General features: G+C 67.8%; 10 protein-coding genes, 3 tRNA genes and 5 pseudogenes. All 18 read right to left on the bottom strand.

Annotation, left to right across the window (positions count from 1 at the left end; translation table 11 throughout):
• Positions 1-2: 2 nt before the first annotated feature.
• A pseudogene (gene rplC / locus IPK81_19740) lies at positions 3-714 on the bottom strand (50S ribosomal protein L3).
• A 24-nt stretch (positions 715-738) separates the two neighbouring features.
• Positions 739-1,053: a 30S ribosomal protein S10 gene (rpsJ, locus tag IPK81_19735; protein QQS11758.1), complete on the bottom strand. Its 315-nt coding sequence runs from the start codon at positions 1,051-1,053 to the stop codon at positions 739-741.
• 49 nt (positions 1,054-1,102) lie between these two features.
• Positions 1,103-2,292 (bottom strand): annotated as a pseudogene (gene tuf, locus IPK81_19730) (elongation factor Tu).
• A 37-nt stretch (positions 2,293-2,329) separates the two neighbouring features.
• Positions 2,330-4,413: pseudogene (fusA, locus tag IPK81_19725) on the bottom strand (elongation factor G).
• A gap of 35 nt (positions 4,414-4,448) precedes the next feature.
• The gene (gene rpsG, locus IPK81_19720; protein ID QQS11757.1) at positions 4,449-4,919 is read right to left on the bottom strand and encodes a 30S ribosomal protein S7; all 471 of its coding nucleotides are present in this window, start codon (positions 4,917-4,919) and stop codon (positions 4,449-4,451) included.
• A 12-nt stretch (positions 4,920-4,931) separates the two neighbouring features.
• On the bottom strand, positions 4,932-5,303 hold the full coding sequence (rpsL, locus tag IPK81_19715) for a 30S ribosomal protein S12 (protein QQS11756.1): 372 nt from the start codon (positions 5,301-5,303) through the stop codon (positions 4,932-4,934).
• 432 nt (positions 5,304-5,735) lie between these two features.
• A pseudogene (gene rpoC, locus IPK81_19710) lies at positions 5,736-9,911 on the bottom strand (DNA-directed RNA polymerase subunit beta').
• Between the two features lie 102 nt (positions 9,912-10,013).
• Positions 10,014-14,185, bottom strand: a pseudogene (gene rpoB / locus IPK81_19705) (DNA-directed RNA polymerase subunit beta).
• 200 nt (positions 14,186-14,385) lie between these two features.
• Complete coding sequence (gene rplL, locus IPK81_19700) at positions 14,386-14,757, bottom strand: 50S ribosomal protein L7/L12 (protein ID QQS11755.1); 372 nt, start codon at positions 14,755-14,757, stop codon at positions 14,386-14,388.
• A 48-nt stretch (positions 14,758-14,805) separates the two neighbouring features.
• Entirely contained in the window at positions 14,806-15,333 is a 528-nt protein-coding gene (gene rplJ, locus IPK81_19695; protein QQS11754.1) for a 50S ribosomal protein L10, read from the bottom strand.
• A gap of 301 nt (positions 15,334-15,634) precedes the next feature.
• Positions 15,635-16,330 carry a 50S ribosomal protein L1 gene (gene rplA, locus IPK81_19690; GenBank protein ID QQS11753.1) on the bottom strand — a complete coding sequence of 232 codons (696 nt, stop codon included), beginning with the start codon at positions 16,328-16,330 and terminating at the stop codon, positions 15,635-15,637.
• 3 nt (positions 16,331-16,333) lie between these two features.
• Positions 16,334-16,816 carry a 50S ribosomal protein L11 gene (rplK, locus tag IPK81_19685; protein QQS15182.1) on the bottom strand — a complete coding sequence of 161 codons (483 nt, stop codon included), beginning with the start codon at positions 16,814-16,816 and terminating at the stop codon, positions 16,334-16,336.
• Positions 16,817-16,977: 161 nt separating this feature from the next.
• Positions 16,978-17,514 (bottom strand): transcription termination/antitermination protein NusG, encoded by a 537-nt coding sequence (gene nusG / locus IPK81_19680; protein QQS11752.1) that lies wholly within the window; start codon positions 17,512-17,514, stop codon positions 16,978-16,980.
• 2 nt (positions 17,515-17,516) lie between these two features.
• Positions 17,517-17,711, bottom strand: a complete 195-nt coding sequence (secE, locus tag IPK81_19675; GenBank protein ID QQS11751.1) for a preprotein translocase subunit SecE — start codon at positions 17,709-17,711, stop codon at positions 17,517-17,519.
• Between the two features lie 113 nt (positions 17,712-17,824).
• Positions 17,825-17,900 (bottom strand) — tRNA-Trp (locus tag IPK81_19670).
• A 45-nt stretch (positions 17,901-17,945) separates the two neighbouring features.
• Positions 17,946-19,136, bottom strand: coding sequence for an elongation factor Tu (tuf, locus tag IPK81_19665; protein ID QQS11750.1), 1,191 nt, complete (start codon positions 19,134-19,136; stop codon positions 17,946-17,948).
• Between the two features lie 85 nt (positions 19,137-19,221).
• Positions 19,222-19,295, bottom strand: a tRNA-Gly gene (locus tag IPK81_19660).
• A gap of 33 nt (positions 19,296-19,328) precedes the next feature.
• A tRNA-Tyr gene (locus IPK81_19655) sits at positions 19,329-19,413 on the bottom strand.
• Positions 19,414-19,457: the final 44 nt, after the last annotated feature.

The raw sequence follows: 19,457 nt of genomic DNA, 5'->3' as shown, positions 1-19,457 counted from the left end.
CGTCAGCCCCCGGTCGCTTCGGCCGCGGCCTTGAGGCCGGCCGGGAATGGCAGATCCTTCGGCGCCTTGCGCTTCGACGCGTCGCGCACCAGCACGTAGCCGCCGTCGTAGCCCGGCACCGCGCCGCGCACGAAGATCAGGCCGCGGTCGGCGTCGGTCGACACGACGCGCAGGTTCTGCGTCGTGACGCGTTCGTCGCCGAGATGGCCGGCCATCTTCTTGTTCGGGAAGGTGCGGCCGGGATCCTGGCGGTTGCCGGTCGATCCGTGGCTGCGGTGCGAGACCGAGACGCCGTGCGAGGCCTCGAGGCCGCGGAAATTCCAGCGCTTCATGGCGCCCTGGAAGCCCTTGCCGATCGTCGTGCCCGTGACGTCGACGAACTGGCCGGCGAGGAAGTGCGTGGCGGCGAGCTCGGCGCCGACCGGCAGGAGCCCGTCCGCGCGGACTCGACCCGCGGAACTCGGCACGCAGCCTTGCGCTTCGGCGCGCATCCGTTCGCCTTGGCGAAGTGGCCGCGCTGCGGCTTGGTGACGTTCTTCACCTTGGCCGCCGGCCGATCCCGAGCTGCACGGCGTTGTAGCCGTGCTTCTCCTCGGTGCGGACCGCGACGACCTGGACGGCGTCGAGTTTCAGCACGGTCACGGGCACATGCTCGCCTGCGTCGTTGAAGACGCGGGTCATGCCCACTTTCTGTGCGACCAGACCGGTACGCATCGGATGCCCCTTCAGTCCCCCGGCCTACTGGCCGAGCTTGATTTCGACGTCGACGCCGGCGGCGAGGTCGAGCTTCATCAGCGCGTCCACGGTCTGCGGGGTCGGGTCGACGATATCGAGCACGCGCTTGTGCGTGCGGATCTCGAACTGCTCGCGCGACTTCTTGTCGATGTGCGGCGAGCGGTTGACCGTGAAGCGCTCGATCCGCGTCGGCAGCGGGATCGGCCCGCGCACGCGCGCGCCGGTCCGCTTCGCGGTCGACACGATCTCCGTGGTCGACTGATCGAGCACGCGATGGTCGAAGGCCTTGAGCCGGATGCGGATGTTCGTGCTGTCCATGTCGTTCGCTCCCGGGGCCGGGCGGTCGCCCGCCGCGCCCCGTTTCCGGCTACTTGATGATTTTGGTGACGACGCCGGCGCCGACGGTGCGGCCGCCCTCGCGGATGGCGAAGCGCAGGCCCTCGTCCATCGCGATCGGCGCGATCAGCTCGACCGACATCGACACGTTGTCCCCCGGCATCACCATCTCGGTGCCCTCCGGGAGCTGCACCATCCCCGTCACGTCCGTCGTCCGGAAGTAGAACTGCGGACGGTAGTTCGTGAAGAACGGCGTGTGACGGCCGCCCTCTTCCTTCGTCAGGATGTACGCCTCGGCCTCGAACTTCGTGTGCGGCGTGATCGAGCCCGGCTTCGCCAGAACCTGACCGCGCTCCACTTCCTCGCGCTTCGTGCCCGCAGCAGCGCGCCGATGTTGTCGCCCGCCTCGCCCTGGTCCAGCAGCTTGCGGAACATCTCCACGCCCGTCACCACCGTCTTCGCCGTCGCCTTCAGGCCGACGATCTCGATCTCCTCGCCGACCTTCACCATCCCGCGCTCGACCCGGCCCGTCACCACCGTGCCGCGGCCCGAGATCGAGAACACGTCCTCGATCGGCATCAGGAACGGCTTGTCGATCGGACGCTCGGGCTGCGGGATGTTCTCATCCACCGCCTCCATCAGCTTCAGGACCGCCTGCTCGCCGATCTCAGGCTGCTTGTCCTCCAGCGCCATCAGCGCCGAGCCCTGCACCACCGGAAGGTCGTTGCCCGGGAACTGGTAGCTCGTCAGCAGCTCGCGCACCTCCAGCTCCACCAGCTCCAGCAGCTCCGGGTCGTCCACCATGTCGACCTTGTTCATGAACACCACCAGCGCCGGCACGCCCACCTGGCGCGCCAGCAGGATGTGCTCGCGCGTCTGCGGCATCGGGCCGTCCGCCGCCGACACCACCAGGATCGCGCCGTCCATCTGCGCCGCACCCGTGATCATGTTCTTCACGTAGTCCGCGTGGCCCGGGCAGTCCACGTGCGCGTAGTGACGGTTCGCGGTCTCGTACTCGACGTGCGCCGTCGAGATCGTGATGCCGCGGGCCTTCTCCTCCGGCGCCTTGTCGATCTGGTCGTACGCCGTGAACGTCGCCCCGCCCGTCTTCGCCAGGATCTTCGGGATCGCCGCCGTCAGAGACGTCTTGCCGTGGTCGACGTGACCGATCGTCCCGATGTTGCAGTGCGGCTTCGTCCGCTCGAACTTGCTCTTCGTCATGTTCCCGTTCCTTCAGGAAAAACGCCTTGAATTCCGCTCACGCCAGCTTGGCGACGACCTCGTCCGCCACCGCCTGCGGCACCGCCGAGTAGTGGTCGAAGGTCATCGAGTACGCCGCGCGCCCCTGGGTCATCGAGCGCAGCGTGTTGACGTAGCCGAACATGTTGGCCAGCGGCACCATGGCGTTGATGACCTGCGCGTTGCCGCGCGCGTCCATGCCCTGGATCATGCCGCGCCGGCTGTTCAGATCGCCGATGACGTCGCCCATGTAGTCCTCGGGGGTGACGACCTCGACCTTCATGATCGGCTCGAGCAGCTTGCACTGCGCCTTCTGCAGCGCCTCGCGGAACGCGGCGCGGGCCGCGATCTCGAACGCGAGCACGCTGGAGTCGACGTCATGGTAGGCGCCGTCGACCAGCTTCACGGAGAAGTCGATCACCGGGAAGCCGGCCAGCACGCCGGTGTCGCGCGAGGCCGCGAGGCCCTTCTCGACGCCCGGCACGTACTCCTTCGGCACCGAGCCGCCCACGATCTCGCTCGCGAAGCTGTAGCCCGAGCCCGGCTCGCCCGGCTCGAACACCAGCTTGATGCGGGCGAACTGGCCCGAACCGCCGGACTGCTTCTTATGGGTGTAGTCGTGCTCGACGCGGCGGCCGAGCGTCTCGCGGTAGGCCACCTGCGGCGCGCCGACGTTGCAGTCGACCTTGTAGGTGCGCTTGAGGATGTCGACCTTGATCTCGAGGTGGAGCTCGCCCATGCCCTTGATGATGGTCTGCCCGCTCTCGGGATCGCTCTGGACGCGGAAGGTCGGATCCTCCTGCACCAGCTTGCCGAGCGCCTGGGACATCTTCTCCTGGTCGGCCTTGGTCTTCGGCTCGATGGCGAGCTCGATGACCGGATCGGGGAAGTCCATCTTCTCGAGGATGATCGGCGCCTTCGGCTCGCACAGCGTATCGCCGGTGGTGACGGTCTTGAGGCCGGTCAGCGCCACGATGTCGCCGGCGCGGGCCTCGTCGATGTCCTCGCGGTTGTTGGCGTGCATCAGCAGCATGCGGCCGACCCGCTCCGAACGGTCCTTGGTGCTGTTGAGCACGCCCGTGCTCTTGTGCAGCACGCCGGAGTAGACGCGCAGGAAGGTCAGCGATCCGACGTGCGGATCGGTCATGATCTTGAACGCCAGACCCGAGAACGGCGCCTCGTCGACGCTGGGGCGCGTGTCGGGCTCGCCGTTCTTGACGCTGTTGCCCTTGACGTCGGGGCGGTCGTTCGGGGCCGGCAGGTAGTTGACGACGGCGTCGAGCATGGGCTGCACGCCCTTGTTCTTGAACGCCGAGCCGCACAGCACGGGGACGAACGCGTAAGAGATCGTGCCCTTGCGGATGCACTTGATCAGCGTGTCGTAGTCCGGCTCCTCGCCGCCGAGGTACTTCTCGAGCGCCTCGTCGTCCTGCTCGACCGCCATCTCCATGAGCTTGGTGCGGTACTCGGCGGCCTGCTCGCGGAACTCCTCCGGGATCTCGACGATCTCGAACTTGGCGCCCAGCGTCTCCTCGAGCCACACGATCGCCTTGTTGGCGACCAGGTCGACGACGCCCTTGTGCGCCGACTCGGTGCCGATCGGAATCTGGGTCACCATCGGCGTCGAGCCGAGGCGGTCCTTGATCATGTCGACGCAGCGCCAGAAGTTGGCGCCGACGCGGTCCATCTTGTTGACGAAGCAGATGCGCGGCACGCCGTACTTGTCGGCCTGGCGCCACACCGTCTCGGACTGCGGCTCGACGCCGGCGACCGAGTCGAACACGCACACCGCGCCGTCGAGCACGCGCAGGCTGCGCTCGACCTCGATCGTGAAGTCGACGTGGCCGGGGGTGTCGATGATGTTGACGCGGTAGTCGTCGCCCGCTTCCAGAAGGCGGTCGTCGCCGCCGACGTGATCGTGATGCCCCGCTCCTGCTCCTGCTCCATGAAATCCATGGTCGCGGCGCCGTCGTGGACCTCCCCGATCTTGTAGTTCTTGCCGGTGTAGTAGAGGATGCGCTCGGTCGTCGTCGTCTTGCCGGCGTCGATGTGCGCCATGATACCGATGTTACGGTAGCGCTCGATGGGGGTGTTGCGGGCCATGTGGGGCGTATCTCTCGTGAGGGGCGTGGACGCCGCTACCAGCGGTAGTGGGCGAACGCCTTGTTGGCGTCGGCCATGCGGTGCGTGTCTTCGCGCTTCTTGACGGCGGCGCCGCGGCTGTTGGCGGCGTCGAGCAGCTCGGCCGACAGCTTGTCGGTCATGTCGTGCTCGGAACGCCCGCGCGCCGCCTGGATCAGCCAGCGGATCGCCAGCGCCTGGGCGCGTTCCGGACGGACCTCAACGGGGACCTGGTAGGTGGCGCCGCCGACGCGGCGCGAACGGACCTCGACGGCCGGCTTCACCTTGTCGATCGCCTCGTGGAAGATCGGCAGCGGATCCTGCTTGGCCTTCTGCTGGATGCGGTCCAGCGCGCCGTACACGATGCCTTCGGCGACGGACTTCTTGCCGTCGTACATCAGCGTGCTCATGAACTTGCTGATCACGATGTCGCCATACTTGGCGTCGGGGATCACTTCGCGGCGTTCGGCGCGGCGGCGGCGGGACATGTCGGGCGCTCCCTACTTCGGACGCTTGGCGCCGTACTTCGACCGGCGCTGTTTGCGGTCCTTGACGCCCTGGGTGTCCAGGGTCCCGCGGATGATGTGGTAGCGCACGCCGGGGAGATCCTTGACGCGGCCGCCGCGGATCATGACCACCGAGTGCTCCTGGAGGTTGTGGCCCTCGCCGGGGATGTAGCTCACCACCTCGTAGCCGTTGGTCAGGCGCACCTTGGCGACCTTGCGAAGCGCCGAGTTCGGCTTCTTCGGCGTCGTCGTGTAGACGCGCGTGCAGACGCCGCGCTTCTGCGGGCACGCCTGCATCGCCGGCACCTTGTTCCGGTAGGTCGGCGCGATCCGCGGCTTGCGGATCAACTGGTTGATGGTGGGCATCCGTCTCCGTATCCCTGACCGGTCGCCTGGAACTACCGCCGTCACGCCCGGATCCCGGACCGTCCATCGCGTCCCCGTTTCCGGAAACGACAAAAAGGCCAATAGCCAACGAGCGCTGGCTTTGCCCTTTCGGGTGGACGGCCTACCAGAATGGCCGGTTCAGTTTCTGTCGCGGTACTCGACGGCGGAACTGCGTCTAGGCTTGCGCCTACCACCAGTCCCCCCGAAAAGTGGGCGGGTTATATGGGTGGGGTTCCCCCGCGTCAAGCGCGCAGAAGCGAAAAGGCGCGCTTTTTCCGGGGTTTGACGAATCCGACACAAGCGAGTCGGAACGCGCGCCGGAGGCGCAAGGAAACGCCACCGTTCCTGCCACAAAATATTGGGCCGCCCCCTTCGGGGCGGCCCATCCATCGCGTGCGCGGGGCGGCGCGGCTACTCGGCCGGCACGGCCTCGCGCAGGTTCTGCTCGTCCGGCTGGTCGTCCGGCGCCGGCTGCGCCGCCAGCATCTCGCGGTCGCGACGCGCCGCGATCTCCTTCAGACGGTTCATGACGCCGCCGGTGCCCGCCGGGATCAGGCGGCCGACGATGACGTTCTCCTTGAGGCCGTCGAGCGTATCCACCTTGGCCGGAGACGGCCGCCTCGGTGAGCACGCGCGTGGTCTCCTGGAACGACGCCGCCGAGATGAACGACTTCGTCTGCAGGCTGGCCTTGGTGATGCCGAGCAGCACAGGCTCGCCGCGCGCCGGCTTGAGGTTGTCGATCGCCAGCTTGGCGTTGATCTCCTCGAACTCCAGCTTCTCGACCTGCTCGCCGATCAGGAAGGTCGACTCGCCCGGGTCGACGATCTCGATCTTCTGCAGCATCTGGCGCGCGATGACCTCGATGTGCTTGTCGTTGATCTTCACGCCCTGCAGCCGATAGACGTCCTGGATCTCGTTGACGAGGTAGGTCGCCAGCGCCTCGATGCCCATGACCCGCAGGATGTCGTGCGGCACCGGGTTGCCGTCCATCAGCAGGTCGCCCTTCTGGACGAAGTCGCCTTCCTGGACGCTGATGCGCTTGCCCTTGGGGATCAGGTATTCGACCGGCTCGCCGCCCGTCGGCCGGGCACCACCAGCAGGCGGCGCTTGGCCTTGTAGTCCTTGCCGAACTCCACGCGGCCGGCCAGCTCGCTGATGATCGCGTAGTCCTTCGGCTTGCGGGCCTCGAACAGCTCGGCCACCCGCGGTAGACCGCCGGTGATGTCGCGCGTCTTGCTGCCCTCGCGCGGGATGCGGGCCAGCACGTCGCCGGCCTTGACCGGCTGGCCGTTCTCGACCGACAGCACCGAGTCGACGGACAGCAGATAGCGCGCCTCCTGCCCGGTCGCGAGCAGGATCGGCTTGCCGTCGGCGCCCAGGATGCCGATGCGCGGCCGCAGGTCGCCGCCCTTGGACTGGCCTTTCCAGTCGACCACGACGCGGTTGGAGATGCCGGTGGCGTCGTCGATCACCTCGCGCATGGAGACGCCCTCGACGAGGTCGATGTAGGCCGCGACGCCCGCCTTCTCGGTGATCACCGGCAGCGTGTAGGGGTCCCATTCGGCCAGCTTCTGGCCCTTGGCGACGCGCATCTCGTCGTCGACCAGCAGCCGCGCGCCGTACGGCACCCGGAAGCGGGCGCGCTCGCGGTCGTTGGCGTCGATCAGCACCAGCTCGGTGTTGCGGCCCATGACGATGGGCACGCCCTCGCCGTTGATGACGACGTTGCGGTTCTTGACCGAGACCTTGCCCTCGTGGCTCGACTCGACGCTCGACTGCTCGGCGCCGCGCTGGGCGGCGCCGCCGATGTGGAAGGTGCGCATGGTCAGCTGGGTGCCCGGCTCGCCGATCGACTGGGCGGCGATGACGCCCACCGCCTCGCCGATGTTGACGGAGGTGCCGCGCGCCAGGTCGCGGCCGTAGCACTTGCCGCAGACGCCCCACTTGGTCTCGCAGGTCAGCACCGAGCGGATCTTGACCTCCTCGATGCCGGCCTTCTCGATCGCCTCGACGTCGTCCTCGCCGATCAGCTCGCCGAGCTTCACCAGCGTGGCGCCGCCGATCGGATCGACGATGTCCTCGAGCGCGGTGCGGCCGAGGATGCGCTCGCCGAGCGGCTCGATCACGTCGCTGCCGTCGACGACGGCGCGCATCGACAGGCCGCGCGTCGCGCCGCAGTCGACCTCGGAGATGATGCTGTCCTGCGCGACGTCGACCAGGCGGCGCGTGAGGTAGCCCGAGTTCGCGGTCTTGAGCGCGGTGTCGGCCAGGCCCTTGCGGGCGCCGTGGGTGGAGTTGAAGTACTCCAGGACGGTCAGGCCTTCCTTGAAGTTCGAGATGATCGGCGTCTCGATGATCTCGCCCGACGGCTTGGCCATCAGGCCGCGCATGCCGGCGAGCTGCTTGATCTGCGCCGCCGAGCCGCGGGCGCCGGACTGCGCCATCATGAACACCGAGTTGATGGGCTCGCCCTCTGGGGTCGAGATCGCCTTCATCATCTCCTCGGCGACCTTGTCGGTGCAGCGCGACCAGACGTCGACCACCTTGTTGTACTTCTCGCCCTTGGTGATCAGGCCGTCCTGGTACTGCTGCTCGAACTCCTTGACCTCCTTCTGGGTCTGGCCGACCAGCTTCTCCTTGGCGGGCGGGATGACGAGGTCGTCCTTGCCGAACGAGATGCCGGCCTTGCAGGCCTGGCCGAAGCCGAGCGACATGAGCCGGTCCGCGAAGATCACCGTCTCCTTCTGGCCGCAGTGGCGGTAGACCGTGTCGATGACGTTCTGCACGTCCTTCTTGGTCAGCAGGCGGTTGATCAGCGAGAACGGCACGTTGCGGTGCCGCGGCAGGATCTCCGACAGCATCATGCGGCCGGGCGTGGTGCCGACCACGCGCACCACGGCCTCGCCCTTGTCGTCGACCGTGTGCAGGCGCGCCTTGACCTTGGCGGCTGTGCAGCGATGGCGCCGGCCTCGAGGGCGTGCTGGATCTCGCCCATGTCGCCGAACGCCATGCCCTCGCCGGGCTCGCCCTCGCGCTCCATGGTGATGTAGTAGATGCCGAGCACGATGTCCTGCGACGGCACGATGATCGGCTTGCCGTTGGCGGGGCTGAGGATGTTGTTGGTCGACATCATCAGCACGCGCGCCTCGAGCTGCGCCTCGAGCGACAGCGGCACGTGGACCGCCATCTGGTCGCCGTCGAAGTCGGCGTTGAACGCCGTGCAGACCAGCGGATGCAGCTGGATCGCCTTGCCCTCGATCAGCACCGGCTCGAACGCCTGGATGCCGAGGCGGTGCAGCGTCGGCGCGCGGTTCAGCAGCACCGGATGCTCGCGGATGACCTCCTCGAGGATGTCCCAGACCTCCGGCCGCTCCTTCTCGACCATGCGCTTGGCGGCCTTGATGGTGTTGGCCATGGCGTAGGTCTGCAGGCGCGAATAGATGAACGGCTTGAACAGCTCGAGCGCCATCTTCTTGGGCAGGCCGCACTGGTGCAGCTTGAGCTCGGGACCGACGACGATGACCGAGCGGCCCGAGTAGTCGACGCGCTTGCCGAGCAGGTTCTGGCGGAAGCGGCCCTGCTTGCCCTTGAGCATGTCGCTGAGCGACTTCAGCGGACGCTTGTTGGCGCCGGTGATGACGCGGCCGCGGCGGCCGTTGTCGAACAGCGCGTCGACGGACCTCCTGCAGCATGCGCTTCTCGTTGCGCACGATGATGTCCGGCGCGCGCAGCTCGATCAGCCGCTTGAGGCGGTTGTTGCGGTTGATGACGCGGCGGTAGAGGTCGTTGAGGTCGGAGGTCGCGAAGCGGCCGCCGTCCAGCGGCACCAGCGGGCGCAGCTCCGGCGGGATCACCGGCACGACGTCGAGGATCATCCACTCAGGACGGGCGCCGGACTCGACGAACGACTCGACCATCTTGAGGCGCTTGACCAGCTTCTTGCGCTTGGCCTCGGACGCGGTGTCCCTGAGGTCCTCGCGCAGCGTGCCGCGCTCCTTCTCGAGGTCGATCGCGACCAGCATGTCCTTCAGCGCCTCGGCGCCGATCTTGGCCGTGAACGCGTCGTCGCCGTACTCGTCCTGGGCGCGCAGGTACTGCTCCTCGGACAGCAGCTCGCGGTACTTCAGCGGCGTCAGGCCGGGCTCGACCACGACGTAGTTCTCGAAGTACAGGATGCGCTCGAGGTCCTTGAGCGTCATGTCGAGCAGCAGGCCGACGCGGCTCGGCAGCGACTTCATGAACCAGATGTGCGCCACCGGCGAGGCCAGCTCGATGTGGCCCATGCGCTCGCGGCGCACCTTGGTCAGCGTCACCTCGACGCCGCACTTCTCGCAGATGATGCCGCGGAACTTCATCCGCTTGTACTTGCCGCACAGGCACTCGTAGTCCTTGATCGGTCCGAAGATGCGGGCGCAGAACAGCCCGTCCCGCTCCGGCTTGAACGTGCGGTAGTTGATCGTCTCGGGCTTCTTGATCTCGCCGAAGCTCCACGAGCGGATGCGCTCGGGGCTCGCGATGGCGATCTGGATGTGGTCGAACGTCGCCGGGCCCTGGGGCTGGCCGAGAACGTTGATCAGGTCGGTCATGGTCCGGTTCTCCTGACGGATGGGGCCGCGCGACGCGGCCGCGGGTCCGAAACTCTCTTGGTGGCCCGGGCGGGGACGGCCTGCGGCCGCCCCCGCGCCGGATCAGGGCGCCTTGTTCTCGAGCTCGACGTTGAGGCCGAGCGAGCGCAGCTCCTTGACCAGCACGTTGAACGATTCGGGGATGCCCGCCTCGAACGTGTCGTCGCCGCGCACGATCGCCTCGTAGACCTTGGTGCGGCCCGACACGTCGTCGGACTTGACCGTGAGCATCTCCTGCAGCGTGTAGGCGGCGCCGTACGCCTCGAGCGCCCACACCTCCATCTCGCCGAAGCGCTGGCCGCCGAACTGCGCCTTGCCGCCCAGCGGCTGCTGGGTGACCAGGCTGTAGGGGCCGATCGAGCGGGCGTGGATCTTGTCGTCCACGAGATGGTGCAGCTTCAGCATGTAGATGTAGCCGACGGTCACCTTGCGGGCGAACGCCTCGCCGGTGCGGCCGTCGACCAGCCGGACCTGGCCGGAGCTGTCGAGGCCGGCCTGCTCCAGCATCGCGACGATGTCGTCCTCGCGCGCGCCGTCGAACACCGGCGAGCCGAACGGCACGCCGCCGCGCAGGTTGGCGCCGAGCGTCATCACCTGGTCGTCGGAGAGCTCCGCGACGTCGGCCTTGTAGGCCTTGTCGCCGTAGACCTCCTTGAGGGTGCGGCGCACGTCGGCCGTCTTGGCGGCGCCGGACCTGGCCTGGTCGACGATGCGGCCGATCTTGCGGCCGAGCCCGGAAGAGGCCCAGCCGAGATGCGTCTCGAGGATCTGGCCGACGTTCATGCGGCTGGGCACGCCCAGCGGGTTGAGCACGATGTCGACCTGGGTGCCGTCCTCCAGGTACGGCATGTCCTCGAGCGGCATGATGCGCGAGATCACGCCCTTGTTGCCGTGGCGGCCGGCCATCTTGTCGCCGGGCTGCAGCTTGCGCTTCACCGCGACGAACACCTTGACCATCTTCATGACGCCGGGCGGCAGCTCGTCGCCGCGCTGCAGCTTGTCGACCTTGTTCTCGAAGCGGTCCTGGAGGCGCTTGAGCGACTCGTCGAACTGCTTGTTGAGCGCCTCGATACGCTCCATCGCGGCGTCGTCCTTGACCGCGATCTGGCGCCACTGGCCGGGGGTGAACTCCGACAGCACCTTCTCGGTGATCTTGGTGCCCGACTTGACCGCCTTGAGGCCGCCGGTGGCGGTCTCGTTCAGCAGCATCTCCTGCAGCTGGCCGTAGAAGCTGCGCTCGAGGATCGCGCGCTCGTCGTCGCGGTCCTTGGCCAGACGCTCGATCTGGTCCCGCTCGATCGCCAGCGCGCGCTCGTCCTTGTCGACGCCGCGGCGGTTGAAGACCCGCACCTCGACGATCGTGCCCTGCACGCCCGGCGGCACGCGCAGGCTGGTGTCGCGGACGTCCGACGCCTTCTCGCCGAAGATGGCGCGCAGCAGCTTCTCCTCCGGCGTCATCGGCGACTCGCCCTTCGGCGTCACCTTGCCGACGAGGATGTCGCCCGCCTGGACCTCGGCGCCGATGTAGACGATGCCGGCCTCGTCGAGGTTGCGCAGCGCCTCCTCGCCGACGTTCGGGATGTCGCGGGTGATCTCCTCCTGGCCCAGCTTGGTGTCGCGGGCCATCACCTCGAACTCCTCGATGTGGATCGAGGTGAACACGTCGTCGCTGACGATGCGCTCGGAGATGAGGATGGAATCCTCGAAGTTGTAGCCGTTCCACGGCATGAACGCGACGAGCACGTTGCGGCCCAGCGCCAGCTCGCCGTTCTGCGTCGACGGCCCGTCGGCGATGATCTCGCCGCGGCCGACCGTGTCGCCGACCTTCACCAGCGGCTTCTGCGTGATGCAGGTGCTCTGGTTGGAGCGCTGGAACTTGAGCAGGTTGTAGATGTCGACCGCCGGCGAGCCGGGGCCGGCCTCCTCGGTGGCGCGCACGACGATGCGGGTGGCGTCGACCTGGTCGACCACGCCGGCGCGGCGCGCGACGATGGTGACGCCGGAGTCGCGCGCGACGATCTCCTCCATGCCGGTGCCGACCAGCGGCGCGTCGGCGCGCAGCAGCGGCACCGCCTGGCGCTGCATGTTCGAGCCCATCAGCGCGCGGTTGGCGTCGTCGTTCTCGAGGAAGGGGATCAGCGCCGCCGCGACCGAGACGAGCTGCTTCGGCGACACGTCGATGAAGTCGACCTCCTCGGGGCGCGCCAGGATGTACTCGCCGCCGCGCCGGCAGGAGACGAGGTCGGAAGAGAGCTTGCCCTTGGCGTCGAGCTCGGCGTTGGCCTGGGCGATGGTGTAGCGCCCCTCCTCCATCGCCGAGAGGTAGACCACCTCGTCGGCGACGCGGGCGCCCGCCACCTTGCGGTACGGGCTCTCGATGAAGCCGTACTGGTTGACGCGCGCGAAGGTCGCCAGCGAGTTGATCAGGCCGATGTTCGGGCCTTCCGGCGTCTCGATCGGGCAGATGCGGCCGTAGTGCGTCGGGTGCACGTCGCGCACCTCGAAGCCGGCGCGCTCGCGCGTCAGGCCGCCCGGTCCGAGCGCCGACAGGCGGCGCTTGTGCGTCACCTCGGACAGCGGGTTGGTCTGGTCCATGAACTGGCTGAGCTGCGAGGAGCCGAAGAACTCGCGCACCGCCGCCGCCGCCGGCTTGGCGTTGATCAGGTCGTGCGGCATCACGGTGTCGATGTCGACCGAGCTCATGCGCTCGCGGATCGCCCGCTCCATGCGCAGCAGGCCGATGCGGTACTGGTTCTCCATCAGCTCGCCCACCGAGCGCACGCGGCGGTTGCCGAGGTGGTCGATGTCGTCGATCTCGCCGCGGCCGTCCTTGAGGTCGTGCAGCGTCTTGACGACCGCGATGATGTCCTCGCGGCGCAGCACGCGCATCGAGTCCGCGACGCCGGTGAAGCCCAGCCGCATGTTCATCTTGACGCGGCCGACCGCCGAGAGGTCGTAGCGCTCGGGATCGAAGAACAGGCCGTGGAACAGCGTGTCGGCGGTGTCCAGCGTCGGCGGCTCGCCCGGGCGCATGACGCGGTAGATGTCGATCAGCGCCTCTTCGCGCGTCTGGTTCTTGTCCGCGATCAGCGTGTTGCGCAGGTAGGCGCCCACCGACTGGTGGTCGATCGCCAGCACCTCGAGCAGGTCGATCTTCTTCTCCGCGAACGTCTTCAGCGTCGCCTCGGTGACCTCGTGGCCGGCCTCGATGTGGATCTCGCCCGTCTTCTCGTCGATCATGTCGCGGGCGGGATAGCTGCCGGCCAGCTCTCGTCGAGGACGCGGACCTCCTTGAGGCCCTGCTCGACCAGGCGCGTCGCCAGGCGCGGCGTGACCTTGGCGCCGGCCTCGGCCACCACCTTGCCCGTCTTGGCGTTGACGAGGTCGTGCACCAGCTTGCCGCTGCGCATCGACTCGGGGCGGAAATCGGTGCGCCAGCCGTCCTTGTCGCGGCGGTAGGGCACGCTGGCGTAGAACGCCGACAGGATGTCCTCGTGGGACATGCCGACCGCCTCGGTCGGCTCGAGCGACTTCTCCTTGGTCTCGAGCTCGGCGCGCTTGCGCGCGGTGGCGTCGTTGTCGAGCGCCAGCAGCAGCGTGCTGACCGGCAGCTTGCGCCGGCGGTCGATCCGCACGTGGACGAGGTCCTTGGCGTCGAACTCGAAGTCGAGCCACGAGCCGCGGTAGGGGATGATGCGGGCGGCGAAGAGGTACTTGCCCGAGCTGTGGGTCTTGCCCTTGTCGTGGTCGAAGAAGACGCCCGGCGAGCGGTGCATCTGCGAGACGATCACGCGCTCGGTGCCGTTGACGATGAAGGTGCCGTTCGCGGTCATGAGCGGCATGTCGCCCATGTAGACGTCCTGCTCCTTGATGTCGCGGATCGAGCGCGAGCCGGTCTCCTCGTCGACGTCCCAGACGACGAGCTGGAGCGTCAGCTTGAGCGGCGCGGCGTAGGTGATGCCGCGCTGCTGGCACTCCTCGACGTCGTACTTGGGCTCCTCGAACTCGTACTTCACGAACTCGAGGCTGGCGCGCTCGGCGAAGTCCTTGATCGGGAACACCGACCGGAACACCTCCTGGACGCCGACGTTGACGCGCTTCTCCGGCGCCACGTCCATCTGCAGGAAGGCGTCGTAGGAGCTCTTCTGGACCTCGATCAGGTTCGGCATCGGCGCGGCGGCGGCGATGTGGCCGAACTGACGGCGAATCCGGGTGCGGGCGTTGAACGTGGCCATGCTCATCCTCGATCCGACGTGCGCCCGGAAGGGGCGCGGAAGGGCGGGGCGGTCTACCCGGCTGCTGTCCCGGAACCGGCGATCCGCTAGGTCGCCGGCCCCATACGTCGCAGAGGGCCACTTGACCGGGCCGGCGGCGCGCGCCGGCCCGATGAAGGGGCCCGTCCGGGACCGGCGCGCCGGTCCCGGACGGAAAAACGCTACTTGAGCTCGACCTTGGCGCCCTCGGCCTCGAGCTTCGCCTTCATCTTCTCGGCGTCGGCCTTCGGCACGCCTTCCTTCACCGCCTTCGGCGCGGCCTCGACCAGGTCCTTGGCCTCCTTCAGGCCCAGTCCGGTGAGCTCGCGCACGACCTTGATGACGTTGATCTTCTTGTCGCCGGCGGCGGCGAGCAGGACGGTGAAGTCGTCCTTCTGCTCGACCGGCGCGGCGGCGGCGCCCGGCGCCGCGGCGACCGCGACCGGCGCGGCGGCGGAGACGCCCCACTTCTCCTCGAGGAGCTTCGAGAGCTGCGCCGCCTCGATGACGGTCAGCGCCGAGAGCTGATCCACGATCTGATCCAGATTGGCCATTGTCTTTCTCCAGATGTCCCGAACGTTGCGTGTAGGTGAGAGATCGGCTTACGCCGCCTGACCGGAGGTTTCCTTGGATCCATACGCGCCGAAGACCCGCGCGAGCTGGCCGGCGGGCGCCTGCACCACGCCCGCGATGCGGGTGGCCGGCGTCTGCAGCAGCGCCAGCAGCTTCGCCCGCAGCTCGTCCAGGGACGGCAGCGAGGCCAGCTGCTGGACGCCGGCGGCGTCGAGCGTCTGGCCGTTGAGCGAGCCGCCGACGATGGTCAGCTTCTCGTTGGTCTTGGCGAAGGTCGCGACGGCTTTCGCCGCGGCGACCGGATCCTTGGACGAGGCGATCGCGGTCGGACCCGTGAGCATGGGTCCGATATCCGAGAACGCCGTGCCCTCCAGCGCGAGACGGGTGAGCCGGTTCTTAGACACTTTGTAGCTGGCGCCCGCGTTGCGGACCTGGTTGCGCAGGTCCGAAACCTCGGCCACCGTGAGACCGGACTGGCGGGTAACCACCACCAGGTCCACGGCGGAGAGGCTCTTCTTGAGCGAGGCGATCAGCTCCGACTTCTCAGAGCGGTCCACTTGTCGTCTCCAGAAACGGTCCATCGACGCTCGCGCGCCGGCGGACCCTCCACACTAAGGCCGCGTTCGGTCCCGGGGGACCGAGCCAGCGGCCCGGTTTCCCGTCCCGGAAGGTCGGGGGCATCCGTGGCCGGAACATGTCCGGCCCTTTCAATCCCGTTCTCCCGTCTGCGCAGGCGGGTTGCCCCATTAAACCCCACCCGGAAGGCGGGGCGCCGGCGGTCTCGGACAGGTTGGAGACCGGACGCGAGGCCCGGTCTCCATCGACCGACGGGCGGACCCGCCGGCCAATCTCGTTGGCTCAGCCCTGCAGGGTGGCGACGTCGAGCTTGACGCCGGGTCCCATGGTCGAGCTGATCGACACCTTCTCGATGAAGGTGCCCTTGGCGCCGGTCGGCTTGGCGCGGCCGATCGCGCCGACGAAAGCCTTCACGTTCTCGGCGAGCGCCTGCTCGCTGAAGCTGGCCTTGCCGATGCCGGCGTGGACGATGCCCGCCTTCTCGGCGCGGAACTCGACCTGGCCGGCCTTGGCCGCCTTGACCGCGGCGGTCACGTCGGCGGTCACGGTGCCGAGTTTCGGGTTCGGCATCAGGCCGCGCGGGCCCAGCACCTTACCGAGCCGGCCGACCACGCCCATCATGTCCGGGGTCGCGATGCAGCGGTCGAAGTTCATCTCGCCGGCGGTGATCTTCTCGGCCAGATCCTCGGCGCCCACCAGGTCGGCGCCGGCCGCCTTGGCCTGCTCGGCCTTCTCGCCGCGGGCGAACACGGCGACGCGCACGGTCTTGCCGGTGCCGTGCGGCAGCACGACGACGCCGCGGACCATCTGGTCGGCGTGGCGCGGGTCGACGCCGAGGTTCATCGCGATCTCGATGGTCTCGTCGAACTTGGCCTTGGCGCGCGCCTTGACCATCTTCACCGCGTCGACGACCGCGTAGGCCTTGTCGCGGTCGAGGCCGTCGGACGACTTCTTGTAGCGCTTGCCCTTCGTCGACATCGCCTAGCCCTCCACCTGGATGCCCATCGACCGGGCCGAGCCGCGCAGCATGCTGACGGCGGCGTCGATCGAATGGCAGTTGAGGTCGGGCATCTTGGTCGCGGCGATCTCCTGGAGCTGCGCGAGCGTCACCTTGCCGACGATCTGCGTGCCGACGGTCTTGGCGCCCTTCTCGATGCCCGCCGCCTTCTTGATGAAGAAGCTCACCGGCGGCGTCTTGGTGACGAAGGTGAAGCTGCGATCCTGGAACACGGTGATGACCACCGGGATCGGCATGCCCTGTTCCAGCTTCTGCGTCCGGGCGTTGAACGCCTTGCAGAATTCCATGATGTTCACGCCCTGCTGACCGAGCGCGGGGCCGATCGGCGGGGACGGGTTGGCCTTGCCAGCCGGCACCTGCAGCTTGACGTAGGCCTGGATCTTTCTTGGCCATCCTCGACCCTCCTGTGGGCGCGTGGTGCGGTCATGGCCGACCTCCCACGCGATGTCCGGGCGGTTTCCCGACCGGGGCGCTGGCGGCCAACCCGTTGATTTATCAACAGATATGGCTTCCACCGACGCCAAAACCGAAAGGCCGGCGGAACCCGCCAGCCTTTCGAGTGGGCGCCGTCTAGCACAAACCGGACGGCGCGCAAACCTTTTCGTCGCTAGATCTTGTCGACCTGGCCGTAGTCCAGCTCGACCGGCGTGGAGCGTCCGAAGATCGACACCGACACCTTGAGGCGCTGCTTCTCCTCGTCGACGTCCTCGACCGTTCCGTTGAAGGTCGCGAACGGGCCGTCGGACACCTTCACCTGCTCGCCGATCTCGAACATCACCGACGGCTTCGGCCGCTCGATGCCGTCCTGGACCTGCTTGAGGATGCGGTCGGCCTCGGCCTGAGAGATCGGCACCGGCCGGCCGGATTTGCCGCCGCCGAGGAAGCCGGTGACCTTCGGCGTGTTCTTGACGAGGTGCCACGTCTCGTCGGTCAGCTCCATCTTCGCCAGCACGTAGCCGGGGAAGAATTTGCGCTCGGCGGCGACCTTGGCGCCGCGGCGGACCTCGACGACCTCCTCGACCGGAACCGTGACCTCGGCGATCATGGCGTCCATGCCCTTCTTGCGGGCCTGCTCGCGGATCGACTCGGCGACCTTCTTCTCGAAGCCCGAGTAGGCGTGGACGACGTACCAGCGGAGCGCCATGGCTAGATCGCCCCCAGGCTGAGCAGGAATTGCACGACGGTCTTGATGATCTGGTCGACCGCGAGGAAGAACAGCGACGAGATGACCACGAAGGCGAACACCATCGCGGTGGTCACCATCGTTTCACGGCGACCCGCCCAGGTGACCTTGCCGGCCTCCTGGCGTACCTCGCGGGCGAATTCGACGGGATTCTTCATGGTTGTGGCGTCTTCCGGTTCGGGCGTCGCGGCTTCCTAGCGATGCCCAAGGCCAAAGTCCAGTCGGCGGCCTCCGGGGTCCCGGAGGCCGCCGACCGGAATCGCGGCGATATTGGCAGGAGTGGAGGGACTCGAACCCCCGGCCCTCGGTTTTGGAGACCGATGCTCTACCAGCTGAGCTACACTCCTAGATGGGCGCCCTCCGTAGCACCGGCGGGGCGCCCGAAACAGCCCCTACTTGATGATTTTGGTGACGACGCCGGCGCCGACGGTGCGGCCACCCTCGCGGATCGCGAAGCGCAGACCCTCGTCCATCGCGATCGGCTGGATCAGCTCCACCGCCATCCGCGCGTTGTCCCCCGGCATCACCATCTCCGTGCCCTCCGGGAGCGTGCACACACCCGTCACGTCCGTCGTCCGGAAGTAGAACTGCGGACGGTAGTTCGTGAAGAACGGCGTGTGGCGCCCGCCCTCCTCCTTCGTCAGGATGTACGCCTCCGCCTCGAAGTTCGTGTGCGGCGTAATCGAGCCGGGATGCGCCAGCACCTGCCCGCGCTCCACGTCCTCGCGCTTCGTGCCCCGCAGCAGCGCCCCGATGTTGTCCCCCGCCTCGCCCTGGTCCAGGAGCTTCCGGAACATCTCCACGCCCGTCACGATCGTCTTCGTCGTCGCCTTCAGCCCGACGATCTCGATCTCCTCGCCCACCTTCACGATCCCGCGCTCCACGCGCCCCGTCACGACCGTGCCGCGGCCCGAGATCGAGAACACGTCCTCGATCGGCATCAGGAACGGACGGTCCTTCGCCCGCTCCGGCTGCGGGATGTACTCGTCAACCGCCGCCATCAGCTTCAGCACCGCCTGCTCGCCGATCTCAGGCTGCTTGTCCTCCAGCGCGCACAGCGCCGAGCCCTTGATCACCGGGATCTTGTCGCCCGGGTACTGGTACGACGTCAGAAGCTCACGCACCTCCAGCTCCACCAGCTCCAGCAGGTCCGGGTCGTCCACCATGTCGACCTTGTTCATGAACACCACCAGCGCCGGCACGCCAACCTGCCGCGCCAGAAGGATGTGCTCGCGCGTCTGCGGCATCGGACCGTCCGCCGCCGACACCACCAGGATCGCCCCGTCCATCTGCGCCGCGCCCGTGATCATGTTCTTCACGTAGTCCGCGTGGCCCGGGCAGTCCACGTGCGCGTAGTGCCGGTTCGTCGTCTCGTACTCGACGTGCGCCGTCGAGATCGTGATCCCCCGCTCCCGCTCCTCCGGCGCCTTGTCGATCTGGTCGTACGCCGTGAACGTCGCCCCGCCCGTCTTCGCCAGGATCTTCGTGATCGCCGCCGTCAGAGACGTCTTGCCGTGGTCGACGTGACCGATCGTCCCGATGTTGCAGTGCGGCTTCGTCCGCTCGAACTTGCTCTTCGTCATGGCTTCACCGACCTCTTTGTAACGCGCCGCGCGACGGGACTACGATCGACGCGGGGCGCGCCGCGCCGCGCGGCCTCGCGAAAACTGGAGCGGGTGAAGGGAATCGAACCCTCGTCGTAAGCTTGGAAGGCTTCTGCTCTACCATTGAGCTACACCCGCGAGCCCGCCGAGGCCGGTCCGCCGGGGCGTCCGTGGTGGGGGAGGTAGGACTCGAACCTACGAAGGCATAGCCAGCGGATTTACAGTCCGCCCCCTTTGCCGCTCGGGACACTCCCCCTTACCTACGGAAACCGGCCGGCGGAGACGCCTTTCGGCCCATCG

The organism is Rhodospirillales bacterium (assembly GCA_016699855.1).
GTDB lineage: Bacteria > Pseudomonadota > Alphaproteobacteria > Reyranellales > Reyranellaceae.
This window is presented reverse-complemented; position numbering and strand designations above follow the sequence as displayed.

Excerpts from the sequence above, each read along its gene's own strand:
- rpsJ (QQS11758.1), bottom strand. The coding sequence starts at position 1,053 with ATGGACAGCACGAACATCCGCATCCGGCTCAAGGCCTTCGACCATCGC.
- rpsG (QQS11757.1), bottom strand. The coding sequence starts at position 4,919 with ATGTCCCGCCGCCGCCGCGCCGAACGCCGCGAAGTGATCCCCGACGCC.
- rpsL (QQS11756.1), bottom strand. The coding sequence starts at position 5,303 with ATGCCCACCATCAACCAGTTGATCCGCAAGCCGCGGATCGCGCCGACC.
- rplL (QQS11755.1), bottom strand. The coding sequence starts at position 14,757 with ATGGCCAATCTGGATCAGATCGTGGATCAGCTCTCGGCGCTGACCGTC.
- rplA (QQS11753.1), bottom strand. The coding sequence starts at position 16,330 with ATGTCGACGAAGGGCAAGCGCTACAAGAAGTCGTCCGACGGCCTCGAC.
- nusG (QQS11752.1), bottom strand. The coding sequence starts at position 17,514 with ATGGCGCTCCGCTGGTACGTCGTCCACGCCTACTCGGGCTTCGAGAAG.
- secE (QQS11751.1), bottom strand. The coding sequence starts at position 17,711 with ATGAAGAATCCCGTCGAATTCGCCCGCGAGGTACGCCAGGAGGCCGGC.
- tuf (QQS11750.1), bottom strand. The coding sequence starts at position 19,136 with ATGACGAAGAGCAAGTTCGAGCGGACGAAGCCGCACTGCAACATCGGG.